At 60.6% G+C, this 17,006-nt stretch carries 15 protein-coding genes and 4 pseudogenes; 11 read left to right on the forward strand and 8 right to left on the reverse strand.

The genetic code is table 11. The features are described 5' to 3' along the window. Positions 1–230: 230 nt before the first annotated feature. On the reverse strand, positions 231–1,253 hold the full coding sequence (locus PYR71_RS22365) for a class I SAM-dependent methyltransferase (protein WP_275620869.1): 1,023 nt from the start codon (positions 1,251–1,253) through the stop codon (positions 231–233). A gap of 623 nt (positions 1,254–1,876) precedes the next feature. On the opposite strand from PYR71_RS22365, the gene PYR71_RS22370 reads away from it, so the two are divergent. The 4 genes from PYR71_RS22370 (at position 1,877) to PYR71_RS22385 (ending at position 3,942) form a co-directional block, all read left to right on the forward strand. Continuing rightward, entirely contained in the window at positions 1,877–2,224 is a 348-nt protein-coding gene (locus PYR71_RS22370; protein WP_275620870.1) for a DUF488 domain-containing protein, read from the forward strand. A 126-nt stretch (positions 2,225–2,350) separates the two neighbouring features. Then, entirely contained in the window at positions 2,351–2,872 is a 522-nt protein-coding gene (locus tag PYR71_RS22375) for a DUF4142 domain-containing protein (protein ID WP_275620871.1), read from the forward strand. A gap of 7 nt (positions 2,873–2,879) precedes the next feature. Beyond that, positions 2,880–3,200: a cupredoxin domain-containing protein gene (locus tag PYR71_RS22380; RefSeq protein WP_275620872.1), complete on the forward strand. Its 321-nt coding sequence runs from the start codon at positions 2,880–2,882 to the stop codon at positions 3,198–3,200. Positions 3,201–3,237: 37 nt separating this feature from the next. After that, positions 3,238–3,942: an RNA polymerase sigma factor gene (locus tag PYR71_RS22385; RefSeq protein WP_275620873.1), complete on the forward strand. Its 705-nt coding sequence runs from the start codon at positions 3,238–3,240 to the stop codon at positions 3,940–3,942. A gap of 45 nt (positions 3,943–3,987) precedes the next feature. Here the strand turns inward: PYR71_RS22385 and PYR71_RS22390 are convergent. Together PYR71_RS22390 and PYR71_RS22395 are read right to left on the reverse strand one after the other, a co-directional pair. Beyond that, a pseudogene (locus tag PYR71_RS22390) lies at positions 3,988–4,168 on the reverse strand (HpcH/HpaI aldolase family protein); the annotation flags it as partial. A gap of 543 nt (positions 4,169–4,711) precedes the next feature. Further along, positions 4,712–7,243, reverse strand: coding sequence for a sensor domain-containing protein (locus tag PYR71_RS22395; protein ID WP_416340307.1), 2,532 nt, complete (start codon positions 7,241–7,243; stop codon positions 4,712–4,714). Positions 7,244–7,543: 300 nt separating this feature from the next. Between PYR71_RS22395 and PYR71_RS22400 the strand changes: the two are divergent. The 4 genes and pseudogenes from PYR71_RS22400 to PYR71_RS22415 form a co-directional block, all read left to right on the forward strand. Beyond that, positions 7,544–7,835 (forward strand): annotated as a pseudogene (locus PYR71_RS22400) (carbohydrate ABC transporter substrate-binding protein); the annotation flags it as partial. Positions 7,836–8,021: 186 nt separating this feature from the next. Then, on the forward strand, positions 8,022–9,377 hold the full coding sequence (locus PYR71_RS22405) for a TadE/TadG family type IV pilus assembly protein (RefSeq protein ID WP_275620875.1): 1,356 nt from the start codon (positions 8,022–8,024) through the stop codon (positions 9,375–9,377). Further along, a complete protein-coding gene (locus tag PYR71_RS22410; protein WP_183934486.1) occupies positions 9,374–9,904 on the forward strand; it encodes a TadE/TadG family type IV pilus assembly protein in 531 nt (176 codons plus the stop codon). Before PYR71_RS22405 ends, PYR71_RS22410 begins: the two co-directional genes overlap by 4 nt. Before the next feature lies 1 nt (position 9,905). Further along, positions 9,906–10,490, forward strand: coding sequence for a TadE/TadG family type IV pilus assembly protein (locus PYR71_RS22415; RefSeq protein ID WP_275620876.1), 585 nt, complete (start codon positions 9,906–9,908; stop codon positions 10,488–10,490). A 135-nt stretch (positions 10,491–10,625) separates the two neighbouring features. Here the strand turns inward: PYR71_RS22415 and PYR71_RS22420 are convergent, their stop codons facing one another. Continuing rightward, positions 10,626–11,465 carry a hypothetical protein gene (locus PYR71_RS22420; RefSeq protein ID WP_275620877.1) on the reverse strand — a complete coding sequence of 280 codons (840 nt, stop codon included), beginning with the start codon at positions 11,463–11,465 and terminating at the stop codon, positions 10,626–10,628. Between the two features lie 89 nt (positions 11,466–11,554). Here PYR71_RS22420 and PYR71_RS22425 point away from each other — a divergent pair, with 89 nt between their 5' ends. The 3 genes and pseudogenes from PYR71_RS22425 (at position 11,555) to PYR71_RS31035 (ending at position 12,781) form a co-directional block, all read left to right on the forward strand. Continuing rightward, a complete protein-coding gene (locus tag PYR71_RS22425) occupies positions 11,555–11,779 on the forward strand; it encodes a hypothetical protein (RefSeq protein ID WP_275620878.1) in 225 nt (74 codons plus the stop codon). Between the two features lie 44 nt (positions 11,780–11,823). Then, a pseudogene (locus tag PYR71_RS22430) lies at positions 11,824–12,587 on the forward strand (Ldh family oxidoreductase). Beyond that, complete coding sequence (locus PYR71_RS31035; protein WP_416340303.1) at positions 12,584–12,781, forward strand: hypothetical protein; 198 nt, start codon at positions 12,584–12,586, stop codon at positions 12,779–12,781. The pseudogene PYR71_RS22430 and the gene PYR71_RS31035 overlap by 4 nt, the downstream one beginning before the upstream one ends. 108 nt (positions 12,782–12,889) lie before the next feature. Here the strand turns inward: PYR71_RS31035 and PYR71_RS22435 are convergent, their stop codons facing one another. The 4 genes and pseudogenes from PYR71_RS22435 to PYR71_RS22450 form a co-directional block, all read right to left on the reverse strand. Next, positions 12,890–13,639 (reverse strand): SDR family NAD(P)-dependent oxidoreductase, encoded by a 750-nt coding sequence (locus PYR71_RS22435; RefSeq protein ID WP_275620879.1) that lies wholly within the window; start codon positions 13,637–13,639, stop codon positions 12,890–12,892. A gap of 70 nt (positions 13,640–13,709) precedes the next feature. Next, positions 13,710–14,473 (reverse strand): annotated as a pseudogene (locus PYR71_RS22440) (SDR family NAD(P)-dependent oxidoreductase). 9 nt (positions 14,474–14,482) lie between these two features. Continuing rightward, positions 14,483–15,496 (reverse strand): proline racemase family protein, encoded by a 1,014-nt coding sequence (locus tag PYR71_RS22445; protein WP_275620880.1) that lies wholly within the window; start codon positions 15,494–15,496, stop codon positions 14,483–14,485. After that, positions 15,493–16,983, reverse strand: coding sequence for an aldehyde dehydrogenase family protein (locus PYR71_RS22450; protein WP_275621040.1), 1,491 nt, complete (start codon positions 16,981–16,983; stop codon positions 15,493–15,495). Before PYR71_RS22450 ends, PYR71_RS22445 begins: the two co-directional genes overlap by 4 nt. Between the last annotated feature and the right edge of the window lie 23 nt (positions 16,984–17,006).

The raw sequence follows: 17,006 nt of genomic DNA on the forward strand, positions 1-17,006 counted from the left end.
AGCGTGACCTCCAGCATACCGATTCCACCAAAGCCAGGCGCACGTCAATTCTCGACCAGACGATCGCGTCTGATCGTGCGAACAGCTTCGAAATGGCCAAAGGGTCCTCGACCACCCTCCTTCGGATCGATGTAGCGTTGCGAGCGTAAAGGATCCCATCTGCGAAAGAACGCCCAGACATTCGATGAAGCCGCCGGCGGGTCGGCCGGTAGCGAGACGTGGTTGGCCGGCTATGCAAAGACAATGACGCTTGCCGGAGTAGGCGGCATCGGTTTGACAATTACAGCGGCAAGGCCGGCCAGCTTTGCCATCTCAGTCAGCTCACCTTGCGTGTAAGCCTGGCCCGCCGGCGTGCTAGCGAGCATCTCCCAGGAAAACGCCGCGGGAAAAGGCGGTGACACCTGATCTTCGTTCGGCACGAAATCAACCGCGACGATCCGACCATCCTCTGCGAGGCTCGCGATGATTTTTCGCAACAATTGAGCGCATGTCGGCATATCGAAGTGGTGCAGGAAGTTCGGAAGCAGGACGAGATCATAACCCGTGCCCCACTCGACTTCGAAGGCATTGCCGGCGATCGTCCGATATCGGTCAGCAACACCGGCTCTTTCCGCATTCTGCCGCGACAGCTCCAATACGGCGGCCCAGTCGACCGCGACGATCTCCGCCGACGGAAAGACCTTGGCAATTTCGATCCCGAAGACGCCCGGACCTGCAGCGATGTCCAAAACCTTTTTGGGAGGCTTTCCCCAACCGGAGATTTCGCCAGCCAGTATTTTGGCACTGAGCCCGGTAAAGGAGCCCATACCGCGCGCAAACTTCAACCAGACGGGGTTGTCTGCCGACAGGTTCGCAAGCCCCGCCGATCCGCCATTTCGCACGACCGCGGCCGGATCACGCAGAAAATTGTCCAGGACTTCGGGAGCGGCGACGAACTCGACGGCGGAGCCCATATAGGCCGGCGAATTGCGATCGAGGAACATTCTGGTTGAGGGCGCCATTCGGTACTCACCGCTCTTCTTTGTCAGGAAACCATGGACCACGAGATAGTCGCACAGGATGCGCGTCCCACGCTCCGAGGCGCTCATTGCCGACGCCAGCAATGCTGCCGTTTTGCCCTCGCCGAGATGCGTAAATAGATCGAGCTCGATGGCCGCCTTGATCGCCGCCGTCTTCCGGCATGCAAAGAGTGCATCGACCACGAGTTCGGGCGACACGATGCCAGCATGGGAGTCTTCGACATCTGTGACCATAGCTTCCCCCGGAGCACTCGACTGATCTTGCCTGGCAGCGCCAGCCGCAGAAATTATGCGTACATTCCCATATTCTACAATACGCACCCAGCTAACCCGATCGGGTGCTGCCCTGCCGACCGAACCAGGCCGCCCCTCGGCTTTATGCTGACGGGTGCTTCAGACGACAATGCCGCTCGGAATGCTCTCCTGGATCGCGCTCGACGAAATTCCTCGCTGGCCGTGGTAGGCACGTCCGTACATGTGCACCCTGTCATCCTGTCATCCACCATTGCGATGGGTACGCTTCAACGCAGGCAGAGGACTGAGTTATGCGGTCGAGGACCTAGATCGACCATCGGGCAAATGCTCTTTGGGTGTGACTGAGCGGGCGACCATCGGGAACTCCACCTCTGCGAACCGGTCCGCGATTCTATCGAGCCGGACTAAACGCGGAAAACTGATCGCATCAACTGCCACCGCCAGAGCAAGAATGACAGAGCAATACCAATTGCACGCAACAATCAATCGTGACAGGTCAGAGGCGCACCGCTGTGGCCAATTGGCAACCCTTGCGGCGGAACCAAATCCTCAGCCGGTCTGTTCGTCAGGAATACGCCTTTCGAGTCATTGCGGATGATTAAATGGCCTTGCACATCAAAAGGATCTACCAGCCAAAGGACGACAAGGACGGCACGCGCATCCTGGTCGACAGGCTTTGGCCACGCGGGCTGAGCAGGCGGGATGCGGCGGTCGATATCTGGCTGAAGGATATCGCTCCGAGCCCGGCGCTGCGCCGATGGTTCGGCCACGATCCGGCCAAATGGACTGAATTCCAGCGCCGCTACCGCGACGAACTCGAAAAGAATTCATCCGCCGTGGAAGACCTTAAACGCCATATCGGGAAATCGACCGCAACGCTTCTCTATGCGGCGAAAGACACGGAGCACAACCACGCGATCGTGCTTCATCATTTTATCGGCAGGCGCTGACGAGCCGTTTTTGCCGAAGCCAAGAATCCGGGAACCTTTTGATCCGATCTGCATCCAATGCTCGCTTCCCAAGCGCACCATCGTCGCCGGAAGACGTTCCGTCCTGTGACATAAGGGAGACAGATCATGTTGAAACGAATTCTCGGCGCAGCCCTGATAGCGGCCTCGCTCGGCACCATCTCGATCGCCGGCGATGCCAAGCCGACCGACCCGCAAATCGCCCATATCGCCTATACGGCGGGCCAGATCGACGTCACCGCCGCGGAACAGGCGTTGAAGAAAAGCAAGAATGCCGAAGTCATCGAATTCGCCAAGACGATGGAGCGCGACCACAAGGCCGTCAACGATCAGGCCCTCGCCCTCGTCAAGAAGCTCAAGGTGACGCCTGAAGACAATGCCATCAGCCAGTCGCTATCGGCACAGGCGAACAAGGAACTGACAACGCTCAGCGCTCTCGACGGCGCGGCTTTCGACAAGGCCTATGTCGAAAACGAAGTCGCCTATCACAAGTCGGTCAACGATGCGCTTGCCAAGGTGCTGATCCCTTCGGCTCAGAACAAGGAGCTGAAGTCGCTGCTGGAAACGGGCCTGACTCTGTTCAAACAGCACCAGATGCATGCCGAACATCTTGCGTCGATGATGAAGTAGGCTTGCGATGAACCCGCTGATAAAAGCGCTACCGCTGGTGTTTATGCTGCTCTGGACAGGCAGCGACGCTGCCTCCGCCGCGGAATATCAGCTCACCATTGCAGGAATGAAATTCAGTGCGCCGCCTGCCGAACTGCATGTCGGCGATGTGATCGTCTGGCGAAACGATGATATATTCCGGCATACGGCAACGGCGCGCGACAAAAGCTTCGACATCGACTTGCCGCCGAAATCGGTAGGCCGCATGACGATCAGCCGAGCGGGAGCGGTCGACTTCTACTGCCGCTTTCATCCCGCCATGACGGGCACACTGGGGATCCGGCCATAGGCCGGGCTCCCGGAAAGACGGGTAGCGGAGGTTTTTCATGACGGCCATTCCGAACACACGACATCGACCGCTTCTATCGAGGCTCACCGACGCGGACCTCGTGCCGCTGGCAAAAATCGGCGACGAGCCCGCCATCCGCGCCATCGTCCAGCGTCACAATCAGCGACTGTTCCGCACCGCGCGCGCCATCATCCGCAACGATGCGGAGGCGGAAGATGTCGTCCAGGCGTCTTACATCAAAGCCTTCGCCAACCTGTCGGCATTCCGGGGTGAGTCCGAGCTTTCGACATGGCTGACCCGAATTACGCTGAACGAGGCGCTGGGCCGGTTACGCGCGCAAAAGAACACCACCGGACTGGAGGAAATCGACATGCATGCGACGTCGGCGGGTGGCCAGGTCGTGCAGTTTCCGTCCTCGCTATCGGCGACAGATCCGGAAGCCGAGCTGTCGCGAAGCCAGACACGGCATTTCCTCGAACATGCGGTCGACGAACTGCCGGATGACTTTCGCGCCATATTCGTGCTGCGCGATGTCGAGGGCATGAGCACCGACGAGGCCGCATCCTATCTCGGCATAAGACCCGAAACCGCCAAGACCCGGCTGCACCGGGCGCGGAAGATGATGCGCCAGTCGATCGAAAAACGGCTCTCCGGCGCATTCTCCGCGCTGTTCCCCTTCGATGGTGCCCGCTGCGCTTTCATGGCCGACCGCGTCGTCACGGCGCTGCGGCAGACGTCCTGATAAGGAAGAATGCCGCCATATCCCTCCTGGGCCTATCCGCCGGCACTACCGGGCAGGCGCGTGGCTGATGCCGGCGAGACGGCAGCGAAGGAACGGGGTCCGAGTGAATGCAGAAGAACTGGACACCCTTTTCCCGCCAGGCAATTCCTCGGCAGCCGGCAATCCTACCCGCCGCACGAATCTTGGCGACGGCGCGGGCGACCCCGTTCATCACAGCTACGATCCTACGCCCCCGCCGGCGAGCAGCAGGCTTGCAGCGCACCGCTCAATCTATCGAGTTCGTCCAAAACACTCCGGATCCGAGCCCGCGCCTGGAGCAACTCCGGATCGTGGGATCATTCGCCTGCGATCTGCAGGTCACGAATATCATTCGAAGCGGTGGAAACCGGATTCGAAAGACGATGATTTCAGCCATTTGCATTCTTTGTTTCGTTGCTGTGGCGGACAGGAAACGTTCAAGTCTCCAGCGCTGATGGCCTAAGGGATGCGGCGTGTTCATTGCCGATCGACCGGAACATCGTCGCTATTCATTTCAGCGAGTGCGTGTGTTCGTCAGGTGATAAACGCCGCATCAGCCTTAACAATTCCTGTCTTAACGCTTGGGACAGCTCGCGTTAGACCGTTGCTGCGCCAAGTGGACAGAGCTGCGACAAACGGACAGCACGCGCCTGGAGGAGGCTGACGGTGCCGGGGGGATCGCCAATTGCACGCGGCGCGACGATCATTTTCCCGCAATGACGTTCATCCGCGAAACTCGATCTTGGCTGGATCAAAAACCATTGGCCGGCGAACGCCGCCACAGAGCCATGATATCGGCCTTGGGCACGGCTTTGCTGTAGAGGAAACCTTGCGCCGTACCGCATCCGTTTGCGGCAAGGAAGGCCGCCTGTTCGGCGGTTTCGACGCCTTCCGCCACTACGCTCTGGCCGAGACAGCGCGCGATGGAGAGGATCGCCTTGACAAGTTCCTCGTTACGCTTGTCGACACTGTTGATGAAAGACCTGTCGATCTTCAGCGTGTCGATGGGAAAACGGGCAAGATAATTCAGCGCCGAATAGCCCGTGCCGAAATCATCGATGGCGATCGAAAATCCCATGCTCCGAAGCTCAGAAAGCATATGCAACGTTTCATCCTTCTGATCCAGCAACAGGCTTTCCGTGATTTCGATTTCAACCCATTCCGCGCGGCAGCCGGTCTCCACAAGAATCTCGGCGATCGACTTTATCAATCCGGCGGATTGAAACTGCTTGACCGACAGGTTGATTGCCACCTTGTGCGGTATTCGGCCGTCGGCATTCAGCTCGGCGGCCGTCTGGCACGCCTCGCGCAGCACCCATCGGCCGAGCTCCACGATCAGCCCCGTATCTTCCGCGACCGGAATGAAGCGGACGGGGGGAACCATGCCCATCACCGGGTGACGCCATCTCAACAGGGCCTCGGATCCGATCATGGCGCCGCTGTCCAGGAGCACCTTGGGCTGGTAGTGCAGCTCCAGTTCACCCCGCTCGATGGCACGGCGCAAGTCGGATTCCAGCCGCATGCGCTCTTCGGCGCTCGCCGTCAGGTCCTTTGAATAGAATCGAAAGCTGTTTCGCCCCGAGCGTTTGGCGAGATACATTGCGGAGTCGGCGTATTTCACGAGATCGTTGACGTCGGCGCTGTCATCGGGATAGAGCGCGATGCCGACGCTGCACGATATGAATACCTCCTTGCCATCCAGCAAAAAACCTTCCTTGAATCTCTCGAGAATCGTGCCGGCAATCCGGCCGAGGTCGTCGCCCTGACGGATATCCGGCAACAGGATCGCGAATTCATCGCCGCCGAGACGGGCGACGGTGTCGTAGTCGCGAACACTCGCTTTGAGGCGGGCCGCCGCCTGGCAGAGCAGTTCATCGCCGACGGGATGCCCCATCGTATCGTTGACCACCTTGAAATGGTCGATGTCGATCAGCGCCACGCCCGCCCGCTGACCGCGCGACACGGCCGAGGTGATCATCTGCCGGAGCCGGTCGTTGAACAGCGATCGGTTCGGCAACGAGGTCAGGGGATCGTAAAAGGCCATCTGGTGGATTTTCTGGCGCGAGACGTTTAATTCGGTAACGTCGCGCGCCACGCCGAGAACCCCGACGACGCCTCCCCCCGCATCCATGACCGGCACCTTGCGTGTTTCAAGAAGAACGGATTGCCCGTTCTCCCGGGATATGACCCATTCCTCATCGCTGAGGATGCACTCTCCAGCCTCGACAGCCGCCTTGTCCGATTTCCGAAAAAACCGGGCTCTTTCGATGTCGAACAGCTCGAAATCCGTTTTCCCGACAACGTCGGCTTCCGCCAATCCCGTCAGCCGCTCGAAGGCGTGGTTGCACAGCAGATAGACACCGTCCGTGTCCTTGACCCACACCATATCGGGCATCGTCTGAAGCACGCTGAGCAACTGCATTCGCACGAGGTTGATGGCGTCCTCCGCCTGCTTCCGCTCGGTAATGTCGCGCGAGAACGCCAGGAGCGTGGTCGTGGCAGCAAAATCGGCGCTCGGCCGTCTGGCCACGGAGAGTTCGAACCACCGCATCTGACCGTTCGGCAAGCCGATGCATATGCATCGGCCGTAGGCAACGCCCTGTTTGCCCGCCTCGCGCAGCGCCTCCATTGCGATGGCGGCCTGATCGGGCGCAAGGACGTCGTTGACCGTCCTGCCGAGCAACATCTCTTTCTGCTGGGCCAGCAGTTCCGGATTTCGTGTCCAGACCTGAAGATACCGGCCGTCCTCATCCACCTCGAAGAGGACGTCGGGAATGGCGGTGATGATCCCCTCGGCGAATTCAAGTGCCTTCGTGAGATCTCGCTCCGCCCGCTTGTGCTCGGTAATGTCGACGATGGCGCCGATCATGCCGGCGGCATCGCCATCTTTTCCCGGCAACACCACCTTGTTGACGACGACGTCGCGCACCGTCCCGCCCGCCGTCGTGATCTTAGTCTCGCAATGGCGGTCTCCGCCTCTTTCCGAGGGAGCCTCGTCTTGCGCCAAATGCCATTCCGCCTGATGTTCCGGATTGAGATCGGCGTCAGTTTTCCCGATGATCTCCTCGCGCGCATGTCCAAGCAGGTTCTCGAAGGCCCTGTTGCAACCGAGGTAACGCCCGTGCCTGTTCTTATAGAAAACCGGAAGAGGAAAGGCGCCGAGCAAGGCTTCGAGCAGGGCTTCCCGATCGATTGCCGTGTCCTGATGCTGCTCTCCGGTTCGCCCGTGGTCATGCTCCGGCGCAGGAAGGGCCGGCTGCTGAAGCGACTGGGACAACGTCATCATGGATCTTCCTCAACCATGGGAAACAACCAGATGTCTCATTCACCCGGTCGAGAATCTTTAGCAAAGGCCGCCCAAGTCATTTGAGGGGAAATTTATGGCCTGACGATCGGATCGCAAAGGCACCGGTCCGCCGCGATCCGAGCATGTCGGCTTGGCATTGGATATTCCGGTCAGAAAATTAAGAGATCGCTGTGGTCTTCGGCAGCCCAGCAATTTTCCACGCGAAGCGGATCGGATCGGCGCATTATGGATATTCATAATTCTCGTGATCTCAAACGCTACGTCCGAAAGGTCGGGCAGGCTTTCACGCGCATGGTGCTCGATCGCGACAACCAGGGTTGCCTTCAGCCGGATCAAGGGCTCTTTGCCCGTCCGCACCGATGTCGATCCATCGGGGCTCGATCGCTGCGGCAAACTGGGATTGGAGATGATCAAGGCGCATAAGGGCGAAGTCAGCGCCCAGTCCCAGGCCATGCCGTCCCTGATGTCGGAAGGCTAGATCGCCGTGGCCGGCGACTTCTTCAACAACAGGAACCTGTGGCCGCAAGAGGTTCAGAAGCGCTTGCACAATCTGCTGATGCAGCGCTGAGGGCGCGGATGGCCGGCACCGCAGCACGGCACGAGTATCCATAATTCGCAGAGATGTACGATAAGCGCAGCAAATAGCGCGCCGCCAGTCCGCTGGCGGCTGGAACTCACAAGATTTAACAAAGACTTAAGCTTCGTTGAAACATCTTGCCATTACGATTTTCATTGCGGGCGTTTTGGTGGTTTTTTGAAGTCAGTTTTTTTATCTGCATTGGGTCGATGCTCGCACACGCTTCGCGGTCTCGGAAGGGACAGAACCGGCAATGTCGCGATCGTCGTTGCCCTCAGCTTGGTGCCGATGCTCGTCGCAGTCGGCGCGAGCTTCGACTACATCCGCAGCTACAATGTCAGGCAGAGGATGCAGAGCGACCTCGATTCAGCCCTGATCGCCGCGGTCAAACAGATCAACAATACCGAAGATACCGACGCGCTGGAACAGAAGGTCTCCGACTGGTTCCATGCACAGGTGGAAAACAGCTACGCGCTTGGCGAGATCGAGATCGATACCACCAACCATAACATAACGGCGACGGCGAGCGGCACCGTTCCGACCACCTTCATGAAGATCGCCAATATCGATACCGTTCCCGTGAGCGTCGCAAGCGCCGTAAAAGGGCCCGCCACCTCCTATCTCAACGTCTATATCGTTATCGACACCTCTCCGTCGATGCTTCTGGCGGCAACGACGGCAGGGCAGGCGGCTATGTATTCCGGCATCAAATGCCAGTTTGCCTGCCACACGGGCGATACTCACACGATCGGCAAGAAGACATACGCCAACAACTATAAGTACAGCACGGAAAAGGGCATAAAGCTGCGTGCCGATGTCGCCGGCGACGCCGTCCGCGAAGTGCTCGACATGATCGACGAATCCGACAGCAATCACGAACGGATCAAGGTCGGATTATACAGCCTCGGGGATACTCTCACGGAAGTCCTGACCCCGACGCTGAACACGGAGACGGCGCGAAACCGCCTCGCGGACGCGAACTATGGCCTGACCAGCGCGACCTCCAAGGCCGCCACCTATTTCGACGTCTCGCTTGCGACGCTCAAACAGAAAGTCGGCGCCGGAGGGGATGGAACTTCCTCGGGTTCGCCGCTCAAGCTGGTTCTGTTGTTGACCGACGGCGTCCAGTCGCAACGCGAATGGGTAACCGACAAGGTAAACACGAATAGGACGTATGGGGCCTATTGGAATAAGGTAGCGCCTCTCAACCCTGATTGGTGCGGCTATCTGAAAGACCAATCCGACACGATGGCGGTGCTCTACACCGAATATCTGCCGATCACGTCGGACTGGGGTTACAACGCCACCGTCGGCTCGACCATGACGAGCGCCAACTGGAAGAACACCTGGGGCGGCACCATGGACAGCGACGTCTCAAGCAGCATCACCAGACGAGACTATATCCCCTATGCGCTTGCCGACTGCGCATCGTCCAAGAGCCTGTTCATATCGGCATCGTCGTCTACGGAAATTACGGCAGGGCTTTCGGCGCTCTTCACCCAATATCTCTCTTCCGTCCGGCTGACTCAATGAAACACGGAAAAAGATTGGCATCGCTTCGCCGCCTGCTCGGCGATCGTGAGGGGGTGGCTGCGATCGAATTCGCAATCCTCGCCCTGCCGCTCTTCATCATGTTGTTCGGCATCATCGAAGTGTCACTGATGTTCTTCGTCAACTCTGCGCTGGATGCTTCGGTTCACAAAATTTCTCGAATGATCCGTACCGGCGAAGTTGCATCGTCTAAGATCACGCTCGCAAGCTTCAAAGCAAAAATTTGCGACGATATGCTTTTGTCATTCAACTGCTCCAGCGATCTCGTGGTCAAAGTGAACGTGCTTTCCGACCTGTCGGCGGCGGCCAGCACCGACCCGATCGACAATAGCGGCAATCTTGCCGTCACCGAGACCTTCGATGTCGGCAAGGGCAGCGATTACATTCTGGTTCAGACCTTCCTGCCCTGGGACCCCGTCGTCAATTTCCTCACCCTGTCGAGCGCCAAGCTTTCCGACGGTCGCTATCTTCTTGGCTCGTCCGTCTTGTTCCGCAATGAGCCCTTCTGACATGATCAAGAAACGAAGCCTTTTCCTTTTCCGCTTCGCTCGATCTCGCCTACATCGTCTGGCGCAAGAGCGGACGGCTGCGTCTGGCGTCGAATTCGCGCTGGTGCTGCCGATCCTGGTAATGCTGCTGTTCGGCACCGTCGATCTCGGCCATGCGCTGACGGTCAGCCGCAAGATCGACGAAATCGCCTCGACGACGGGCGATCTGATCGGACAGCAGAGTTCCTGGACGAGGTCCGATGTTACCAAGCTTCTTTCCGGCGCCAGCTTCATTCTGCAGCCCTATGATACGAGCGGGCTTACGATCACCGTCGCGGTGAACGATATCAGCAAAGGCGGCAACCCCACCGTCAACTGGTCTGCGGCGTTCAACACCTCGGCGCTGAATTCCGGTACGGCGAGCACAATCGACATCCCCTCGCAGATCCAGGATGCCGGCGTCCAGGTCGTGCTGACCCGGGTGCAATACACATTGACGACCCCGGTCTCGGCGTTTTTCTCGAATTTCACCGGACAGAACGGCTACAGCTTCGACCATCATTTCTTCAATCGCCCGCGCGTCAGCGACACGATCAGTTACAAATAGCCTGCTGCCTGTCTTGATCGGCGACCTATGGCAATCAGACCGGTTGTCGCCGGACCGACAATGGTCCATGCATCGCCTGACCGGCGGTTTGCCCCCACAGCAACGCAACCGATGATCGTGAATGCAAACTCGGGCTTATTCGGAAAGCCGGATGATGCCGTAGGGATTGAACTTGAATTCGTCCACCTCATAGGTGGAATTGAAGGAGAGGCTGGCGTGGCGCTTCTTCAGCGTCGAATCCAGGCCATGCCCGGCGATCTCGTCGGCGACCTGATCGATGATGGCAACGATCTGCCTTTCGCTGCCCATAGCCTCCGGCACACAGACATCAGGCAACCCAACGAGATGGAAACCGACGCTCTCCAGATATCCCCGCGCCGAGAGCGGCCGCTTGGCGAATGCGAGCCGACCGATGCGCTGCTGGGCGAGCGGATCTGCCGCTTTCACCGCCTCAGCACCTTGGCCGATCAGCGCTCTCCATCGATCGAGGCCATGGGCGATGCCGGCGCTTTCGCCTTTGACGGCCACCGCTCCCGCCGCGATCAGTCGCTCGACGAGGCGCAGCGCCGTCATCGACACCTTTACCGTCTCCGCCTGCGCCATGCTCGGCCCGAGCACATAGAGGACGGATTGATGATCGGCGACGGCTTTCTCATCCGCCTCGTTCCACACATCGGCCTCGACTCGATCCCAGCAGACATAGAACGATCGGCTCATGCGATCATCCGGCTCTGCCTGCGAATATTCCTCGTCGACGCTGAATCCATCGGCGAAGTCCCGAACAGCTTGCGCTGCTGCCTCGGACAAGCGGCTGAGGTCGCGATCCTTCCCGAGGAAACAAAGAACATGCCGGGGCGTCACCGAGGAGGCTTCCTCCCGCATCGCCGTTTCCGCGCTCGCTTCCCCGGCGAAAGACGGTCTCCAGCCGATCATGGTCCACAAGGACCCCAGCAGCGCGCGACGCAGGATATGCAAGATCGATGCCTCCGTTCGGACGAATGTTTACAGCTTGCGCTTGTAAACATATAGCGTCCAGAACGAAAGCGGGATCATCGCCGCAGGCGATGCGTCGCCGCCTTTCTTCAGGCCCAGATCTCGCCTGGGGTGAAACCTTCGGCGAAGGGATCAACCTGTCAATCATCAAAGTGACCGACATGAACACCATTGTACATTTTGTCTGTTGGCGCTGGCCTACTTTTGCTAGAACGCCGCATGAACCCTCCCCTCGCGAGGCGGCCGCGCTGATGCTTGCAAGGCATCCGCACGTAAAAAACTGGATGGAGATCTGAGATGTCGGAATGAGGTTTTACTCGATCAGGCTGAAGCCGAGACCTTGGCAATACGGGCCTGCCGGGCAGCCGGGGCAGCGCAATCCACCGCCCGCTCCCTGGTGGACGCCACCTTGTCGGCCGCGCTCTTTGGACTTGCCACCCTCGGATTTCCGCATATGGTGGATTATCTCGACAGCTTTCGCGAAGGCCGCATCAACTGTAACCCAACCCCCAGCTTCGAGCGCCCGTTTCCCGCCTTCTTCGTCGCCGACGCCGACCGCGGCATCGCGCAGCTCGGCTTCGATCTGGCGTTCGACGATCTGGCCGAAGCGGCGCGCACTTTCGGGGTCGCAGTCTTCACGCAGACGAACAGCTACACCGCGGGAGAGCTGGGCTATTATGTTCGTCGGCTTGCCGTTGCAGGGCTTGCCGACATCGTCGCGACCAATGCAAATGCCATGGTGGTCGCCAAAGCGGGCGGTCCCGCCGTCTACAGCACGAACCCGATGGCCTTCGGCTTTCCGCTGGGAGAAGGCTCGCTGCCGCTGATCATCGACCAGGCCTCCAGCGCCACGGCCTATGTCAACATCGTCGCAGCCGCAGCCGAAGGGCGCGCATCCCGGAGGGATGGGCGGTCGACGAAACGGGCATGGACACACGAGATGCCGCAAGAGCACTGGCCGGAGCCCTCCTTCCCTTCGGCGGGCGCAAGGGCGCCAATGTGGCGCTGATGGTGGAAATGCTGTCGACCGGCCTGTCCGGAGGCCCTGGTCACTGGACACGCCATCGTTCAGATCGGGAAGCGCCAGCCCGGCGGTGGGATTGACCGTCATCGCAATGATGCCCGGACGCCCTGACGATGGCCTCGTCGAGCGCGCGCATCGCCAGGCAGCCCGGCTCCAGCAACACGGCGTGTTCATACCTGGCGTCGATGGGATCGAATATCCAAAATCGCCGTCTCAGAGCCTGAAAGTACCGCGCGCGGTCTTCGAGACCATCAAGCAGATCGCAGACGCCTGACGGACCGGCATCGATTTCAGAGTGCCGCTCAGCGAGGCTTTTTTGCCGGAAGATGTTCGATGAGGGATATCGTAGACGATCCCCGTTGCTCAAGGCCGATCAGGGCTTTCAAGCCACGGCTTGCGCTCCGGTGATTTCCACCAGCGACATGAAGGCCGCTTCGTCCGATGCCAGGAAGGCAACGAGCGCTGCCACCTCCTCCGGCCTGCCGATGCGCCCATAGGGAACGAGCTTGTCGAGATCGGCGATTGTCCGGCCGGAGTGGGTGACGCCCGCTTCTAGCATCGGCGTATGGATTTCCCCGGGGCAGACCGCATTGACCCGGACCTTGTCGGGCGCATAGTCGCGGGCAAGGTTCTGGGTGAAGGCGGCGACCGCCGCTTTCGTCGTGTTGTAGGCGATGTGGTTCGGCGCCGGGTAGAGCCCCCATTGCGAGGCAGTGTTGACGATCCCGCCGCCGCCGGCGGCGATCATATGCGGCAGTGCGGCCCGGCAGAGATGGAACATCGAATCCAGGTTGACGGCGAAGCTCGTACTCCAATCCTCGTCCGACAGCGACAGCAAATTTCCGCGCCGGTTGATGCCGGCATTGTTGACCAGCACGTCGAGCCGTCCCCTGATCGCAAAGGCCTTCTCGATAAGGTCGACGCATTCCGATTTCCGTGAAATATCGGCCCCGATGGCAACTGCAGATCCGCCGGCAGCTTCTATGCCGGCGGCGACGTCACCCGCCGCCTCGGCGTTCGCATCCGTCACCACCACCAAGGCGCCCTCATCGGCCAGCCGCTTGCAGATGGCCGATCCGATGCCACCTCCGCCGCCCGTCACGACGGCGACCCTGCCCAAAAATCTTTTCATAACAAACTCTTCCATTTGTCCTCACGCGATTGCGGATGCAATATCGCTGCCCGCTGCCGCTGGAATTCGTCTACCTGATATAGCTCCCGCCATTGACGTCGAATGTCGCGCCGTTCACCGATGCCTGTGACGGGCGAAGCAGGAAGGCCACCAGTTCGGCGATCTCGGCCGGTTCGGCCATCTCACCGATCGGGATATCGCCGACAGCAGCATCCTTGCCGTGCCTTGTCACAAAATCCTCGGCCATATCGGTGCGCACCCTCCAGGCGCGACGGAGACGGCGACCACCCCGTCGCAGCCGAAGCTCCTCGCGATCGACTTGGTGAGATTGACCAGTGCCGCCTTCGTCGCCCCATAAGGCATGGCGTCGGCTGCGTAACCGCGCTGACCGGCGCGGCTGGCCATATTGACGATCCGCCCTCCGCCATGCTGCTTGAAATGTATGAGCGCCTCTTTGCAGAGATCCGCCGCCGCAAAGAAGTTCACCTGAAACTCCTTCTGCCAGGCCGCTCGCCAATCGGCCGGATCGGCATTGATCGAAATCTCGTTGCGGACCCCGGCATTGTTGACGACGGCATGGATCCGTCCCACCGCCGAAAGCGCGTCGCGCCAAAGCACGAAGGCGCCGTCCGGACTGGAGAGGTCAGCTTGGACGATCAAGCCGTTTCCGCCGAGTTTGCCGAGCAGGGCTTCCGCACGCTGCCTGTCGCGGCAGTAGTGGATGACCGGCCGCGCGCCTTCGGCCGAAAGGCGCTCGACGATGGCTGCACCGATTCCGCCGGATGCCCCGGTGACGAGGACAGTCTGGCCGGCCAGAGGTTGAGGGTGAGACATTGCAGGCTCCTATCCGAGCAGGCCGACCTGCGGCCCCCATGTGTCAGAGAGCGCAAAGCCGGCGGCGAAGGGATCGTCGTCGGACAGCCGCAGCTGCTCGCGACCATAGACATAGGCCCGGCCGGTTATTCTCGGCAACACGGCGCGGCGGCCGCCCACCTCAGTCTCGCCGATCGCCTCCGCCAGGAACTCGCCGCCAATGATCGACCGCGACGTCCTTGAGTCTCCGACGGCGACCTCGCCGCGAGCATAAAGGGTCGCCAGATTGGCCGAACTGCCGGTGCCGCAGGGCGAGCGGTCGACGCGGCCCGGCTGCAGCGTCGTGCAGGTCCTCACCGCCCCATCGGATTCGCGCCCGCGGAACATCACATAGGCAACCTCGTTGACGCCGCTTAAAACGGGATGGGCGACCGAGACCTGGCCAGCCATAAGCGCCTTGAGCTCGATACCGGTCTCCGCCAGCAGCCGGGCATTGGCCGGCGCAATATCGAGGCCGAGCTGGTCGACATCGACCAGTGCATAATAGACGCCGCCGAAGGCGATATCGACCTTGATGCGGCCCCATTTCGGCGTCTCCACCTCCCTGTCCAGCGCTTCGGCAAAACTCGGCACATTGTCGAGGCTGACCGACAGACATCTGTTGTCACGGCAGGTGGCGCGCGCGACGATCAGGCCGGCCGTCTCCGGCTCCGAAATCGGCACCCGCCCGCTTTCGAGAAGGGCGGTGACCACGCAAATGCAGTTGCTGCCGGACATCGGGTGGGCGCGGTCGGCCTGCAGCACGATGAAGCCGGCGTCGGCATCGGCGCGGGTCGGCGCGACCAGCAGGTTCACCGACATGGCGACGCTGGCGCGCGGCTCGAAGGTGACGAAGCGGCGCAGGCTGTCTTCGACCGTGTTGATGTGGTTCATCTTGTCGAGCATGGTCGCGCCCGGGATCTCGGGCGCTCCCGCCATGATGACCTTGCCGATCTCGCCTTGGCAGTGGACCTGCAGCAGATCGAGACTGCGGTCCCAGTTCATTCGGCCGCCTCCGGCTTGATGTACCAGCCCCAGGGATCCTCGCTGACGAAGCGGGTGATCTGCTTGGTCTCCAGATAGTTGTCGAGACCCCAGCGGCCAAGTTCGCGGCCGATGCCGGATTCCTTGTAGCCGCCCCAGGGCGCTTCGGTGAAAGTCGGCTGCGAGCAGTTGATCCAGACGATCCCGGCACGGAAGGCGGCCGCGACGCGCTCGGCCCGGATGTCGTCCTTCGACATGACGGCGGCGGCGAGGCCGAGGCGGGAATCATTGGCGAGTTCGATCGCCTCTTCTTCGGTCTTGAACGGCCGGATGCAGACAACGGGGCCGAAGATCTCCTCAACCCAGGCGGCGCTGTCGAGCGGAACGTCAGTCAGAACGGTCGGCTGGAGATAATAGCCCTTGTCGAATCCTTCCGGGCGGGCCCCGCCGCAGGCGACCGTCGCACCCGCCTGCCGCGCCGCCTCAATTGCCGCGACGACTTGCTCGTGCTGGCGCTTGGAAACCAGCGGCCCCAGCAGAACGCCTTCGTCGAGACCATTGCCGATCTTGATCTTCTTCGTTTCCTCGATCAGCCGCGCGAGCAACCGCGCGTAGATGGCGTCCTGCACGAGGACTCGCGATGTCGCCGAGCACACCTGGCCCTGATTCCAGAAGATGCCGAACATGATCCATTCGACAGCCTTGTCGATATCTGCGTCCTCGAAGACGACGAAGGGCGACTTGCCGCCGAGTTCGAGGCTGACGCGTTTGATATCGCGGGCGGCCGCCGCCATGATCTTCGAGCCGACCGGCCCCGAGCCGGTAAAGGCGAGCTTGTCGACTTGTTTATGATCGATGATCGCCTGGCCGGCGACCGAGCCCGCGCCGGTCAAAATATTGAGTACACCTGGCGGCAACCCGGCTTCGTCGGCAACCGCCGCCAGTTCAAGCGCCGTCAGCGATGTCAGCTCGGCAGGCTTCAGCACCACGGTGCAGCCGGCGGCCAGTGCCGGGGCGACTTTCCATGCCGCCATCAGCAGCGGATAGTTCCAGGGGATAATCGCGCCGGCGACACCGAGCGGCTCGCGCACCGCCTTGGAAGTAAAGCGCTGATCGGGAAGCGCGATCGTCTCCTCGGGATTGTTGTCGAGCTGTTCGGCAAGCCCCGCGTAGAAATCGAAGCAGCCGGCGGCGTCGGCGACGTCCCAATCGGCCTCGGGGAGCGGCTTGCCGTTGTCGAGAACTTCGAGGCGGGCGATCTCGGCCTGGCGGGCGCGGATGCCATCGGCGATCGCCCGGAGATATCGGGCGCGCTGAGCGCCCGTCAACTTCGGCCAGCCGTCCTCGTCGAAGGCGCGGCGCGCTGCCTTGACGGCAAGGTCGACGTCTTCGGCCGTTGCGGCGCCTATCGTCTGGATCACCTCTTCCGTTGCCGGGTTCGTCACTGTGCAGGTGCCGCCCTTGACCGGCTTCACCCACTGTCCATCAATGTAGAGTTCGCTTTGCATATTCACTCCCTTTTGCCTTGCGT

This window comes from Rhizobium mulingense (assembly GCF_029194105.1).
Classification (GTDB): Bacteria; Pseudomonadota; Alphaproteobacteria; order Rhizobiales; family Rhizobiaceae; genus Rhizobium; species Rhizobium mulingense.

Excerpts from the sequence above, each read along its gene's own strand:
- PYR71_RS22435 (WP_275620879.1), bottom strand. The coding sequence starts at position 13,639 with ATGAAAAGATTTTTGGGCAGGGTCGCCGTCGTGACGGGCGGCGGAGGT.
- PYR71_RS22365 (WP_275620869.1), bottom strand. The coding sequence starts at position 1,253 with ATGGTCACAGATGTCGAAGACTCCCATGCTGGCATCGTGTCGCCCGAA.
- PYR71_RS22415 (WP_275620876.1), top strand. The coding sequence starts at position 9,906 with ATGATCAAGAAACGAAGCCTTTTCCTTTTCCGCTTCGCTCGATCTCGC.
- PYR71_RS22385 (WP_275620873.1), top strand. The coding sequence starts at position 3,238 with ATGACGGCCATTCCGAACACACGACATCGACCGCTTCTATCGAGGCTC.
- PYR71_RS22410 (WP_183934486.1), top strand. The coding sequence starts at position 9,374 with ATGAAACACGGAAAAAGATTGGCATCGCTTCGCCGCCTGCTCGGCGAT.
- PYR71_RS22370 (WP_275620870.1), top strand. The coding sequence starts at position 1,877 with ATGGCCTTGCACATCAAAAGGATCTACCAGCCAAAGGACGACAAGGAC.
- PYR71_RS22395 (WP_416340307.1), bottom strand. The coding sequence starts at position 7,243 with ATGACGTTGTCCCAGTCGCTTCAGCAGCCGGCCCTTCCTGCGCCGGAG.
- PYR71_RS22375 (WP_275620871.1), top strand. The coding sequence starts at position 2,351 with ATGTTGAAACGAATTCTCGGCGCAGCCCTGATAGCGGCCTCGCTCGGC.
- PYR71_RS22380 (WP_275620872.1), top strand. The coding sequence starts at position 2,880 with ATGAACCCGCTGATAAAAGCGCTACCGCTGGTGTTTATGCTGCTCTGG.
- PYR71_RS22450 (WP_275621040.1), bottom strand. The coding sequence starts at position 16,983 with ATGCAAAGCGAACTCTACATTGATGGACAGTGGGTGAAGCCGGTCAAG.
- PYR71_RS22445 (WP_275620880.1), bottom strand. The coding sequence starts at position 15,496 with ATGAACTGGGACCGCAGTCTCGATCTGCTGCAGGTCCACTGCCAAGGC.
- PYR71_RS22425 (WP_275620878.1), top strand. The coding sequence starts at position 11,555 with ATGCGTCGCCGCCTTTCTTCAGGCCCAGATCTCGCCTGGGGTGAAACC.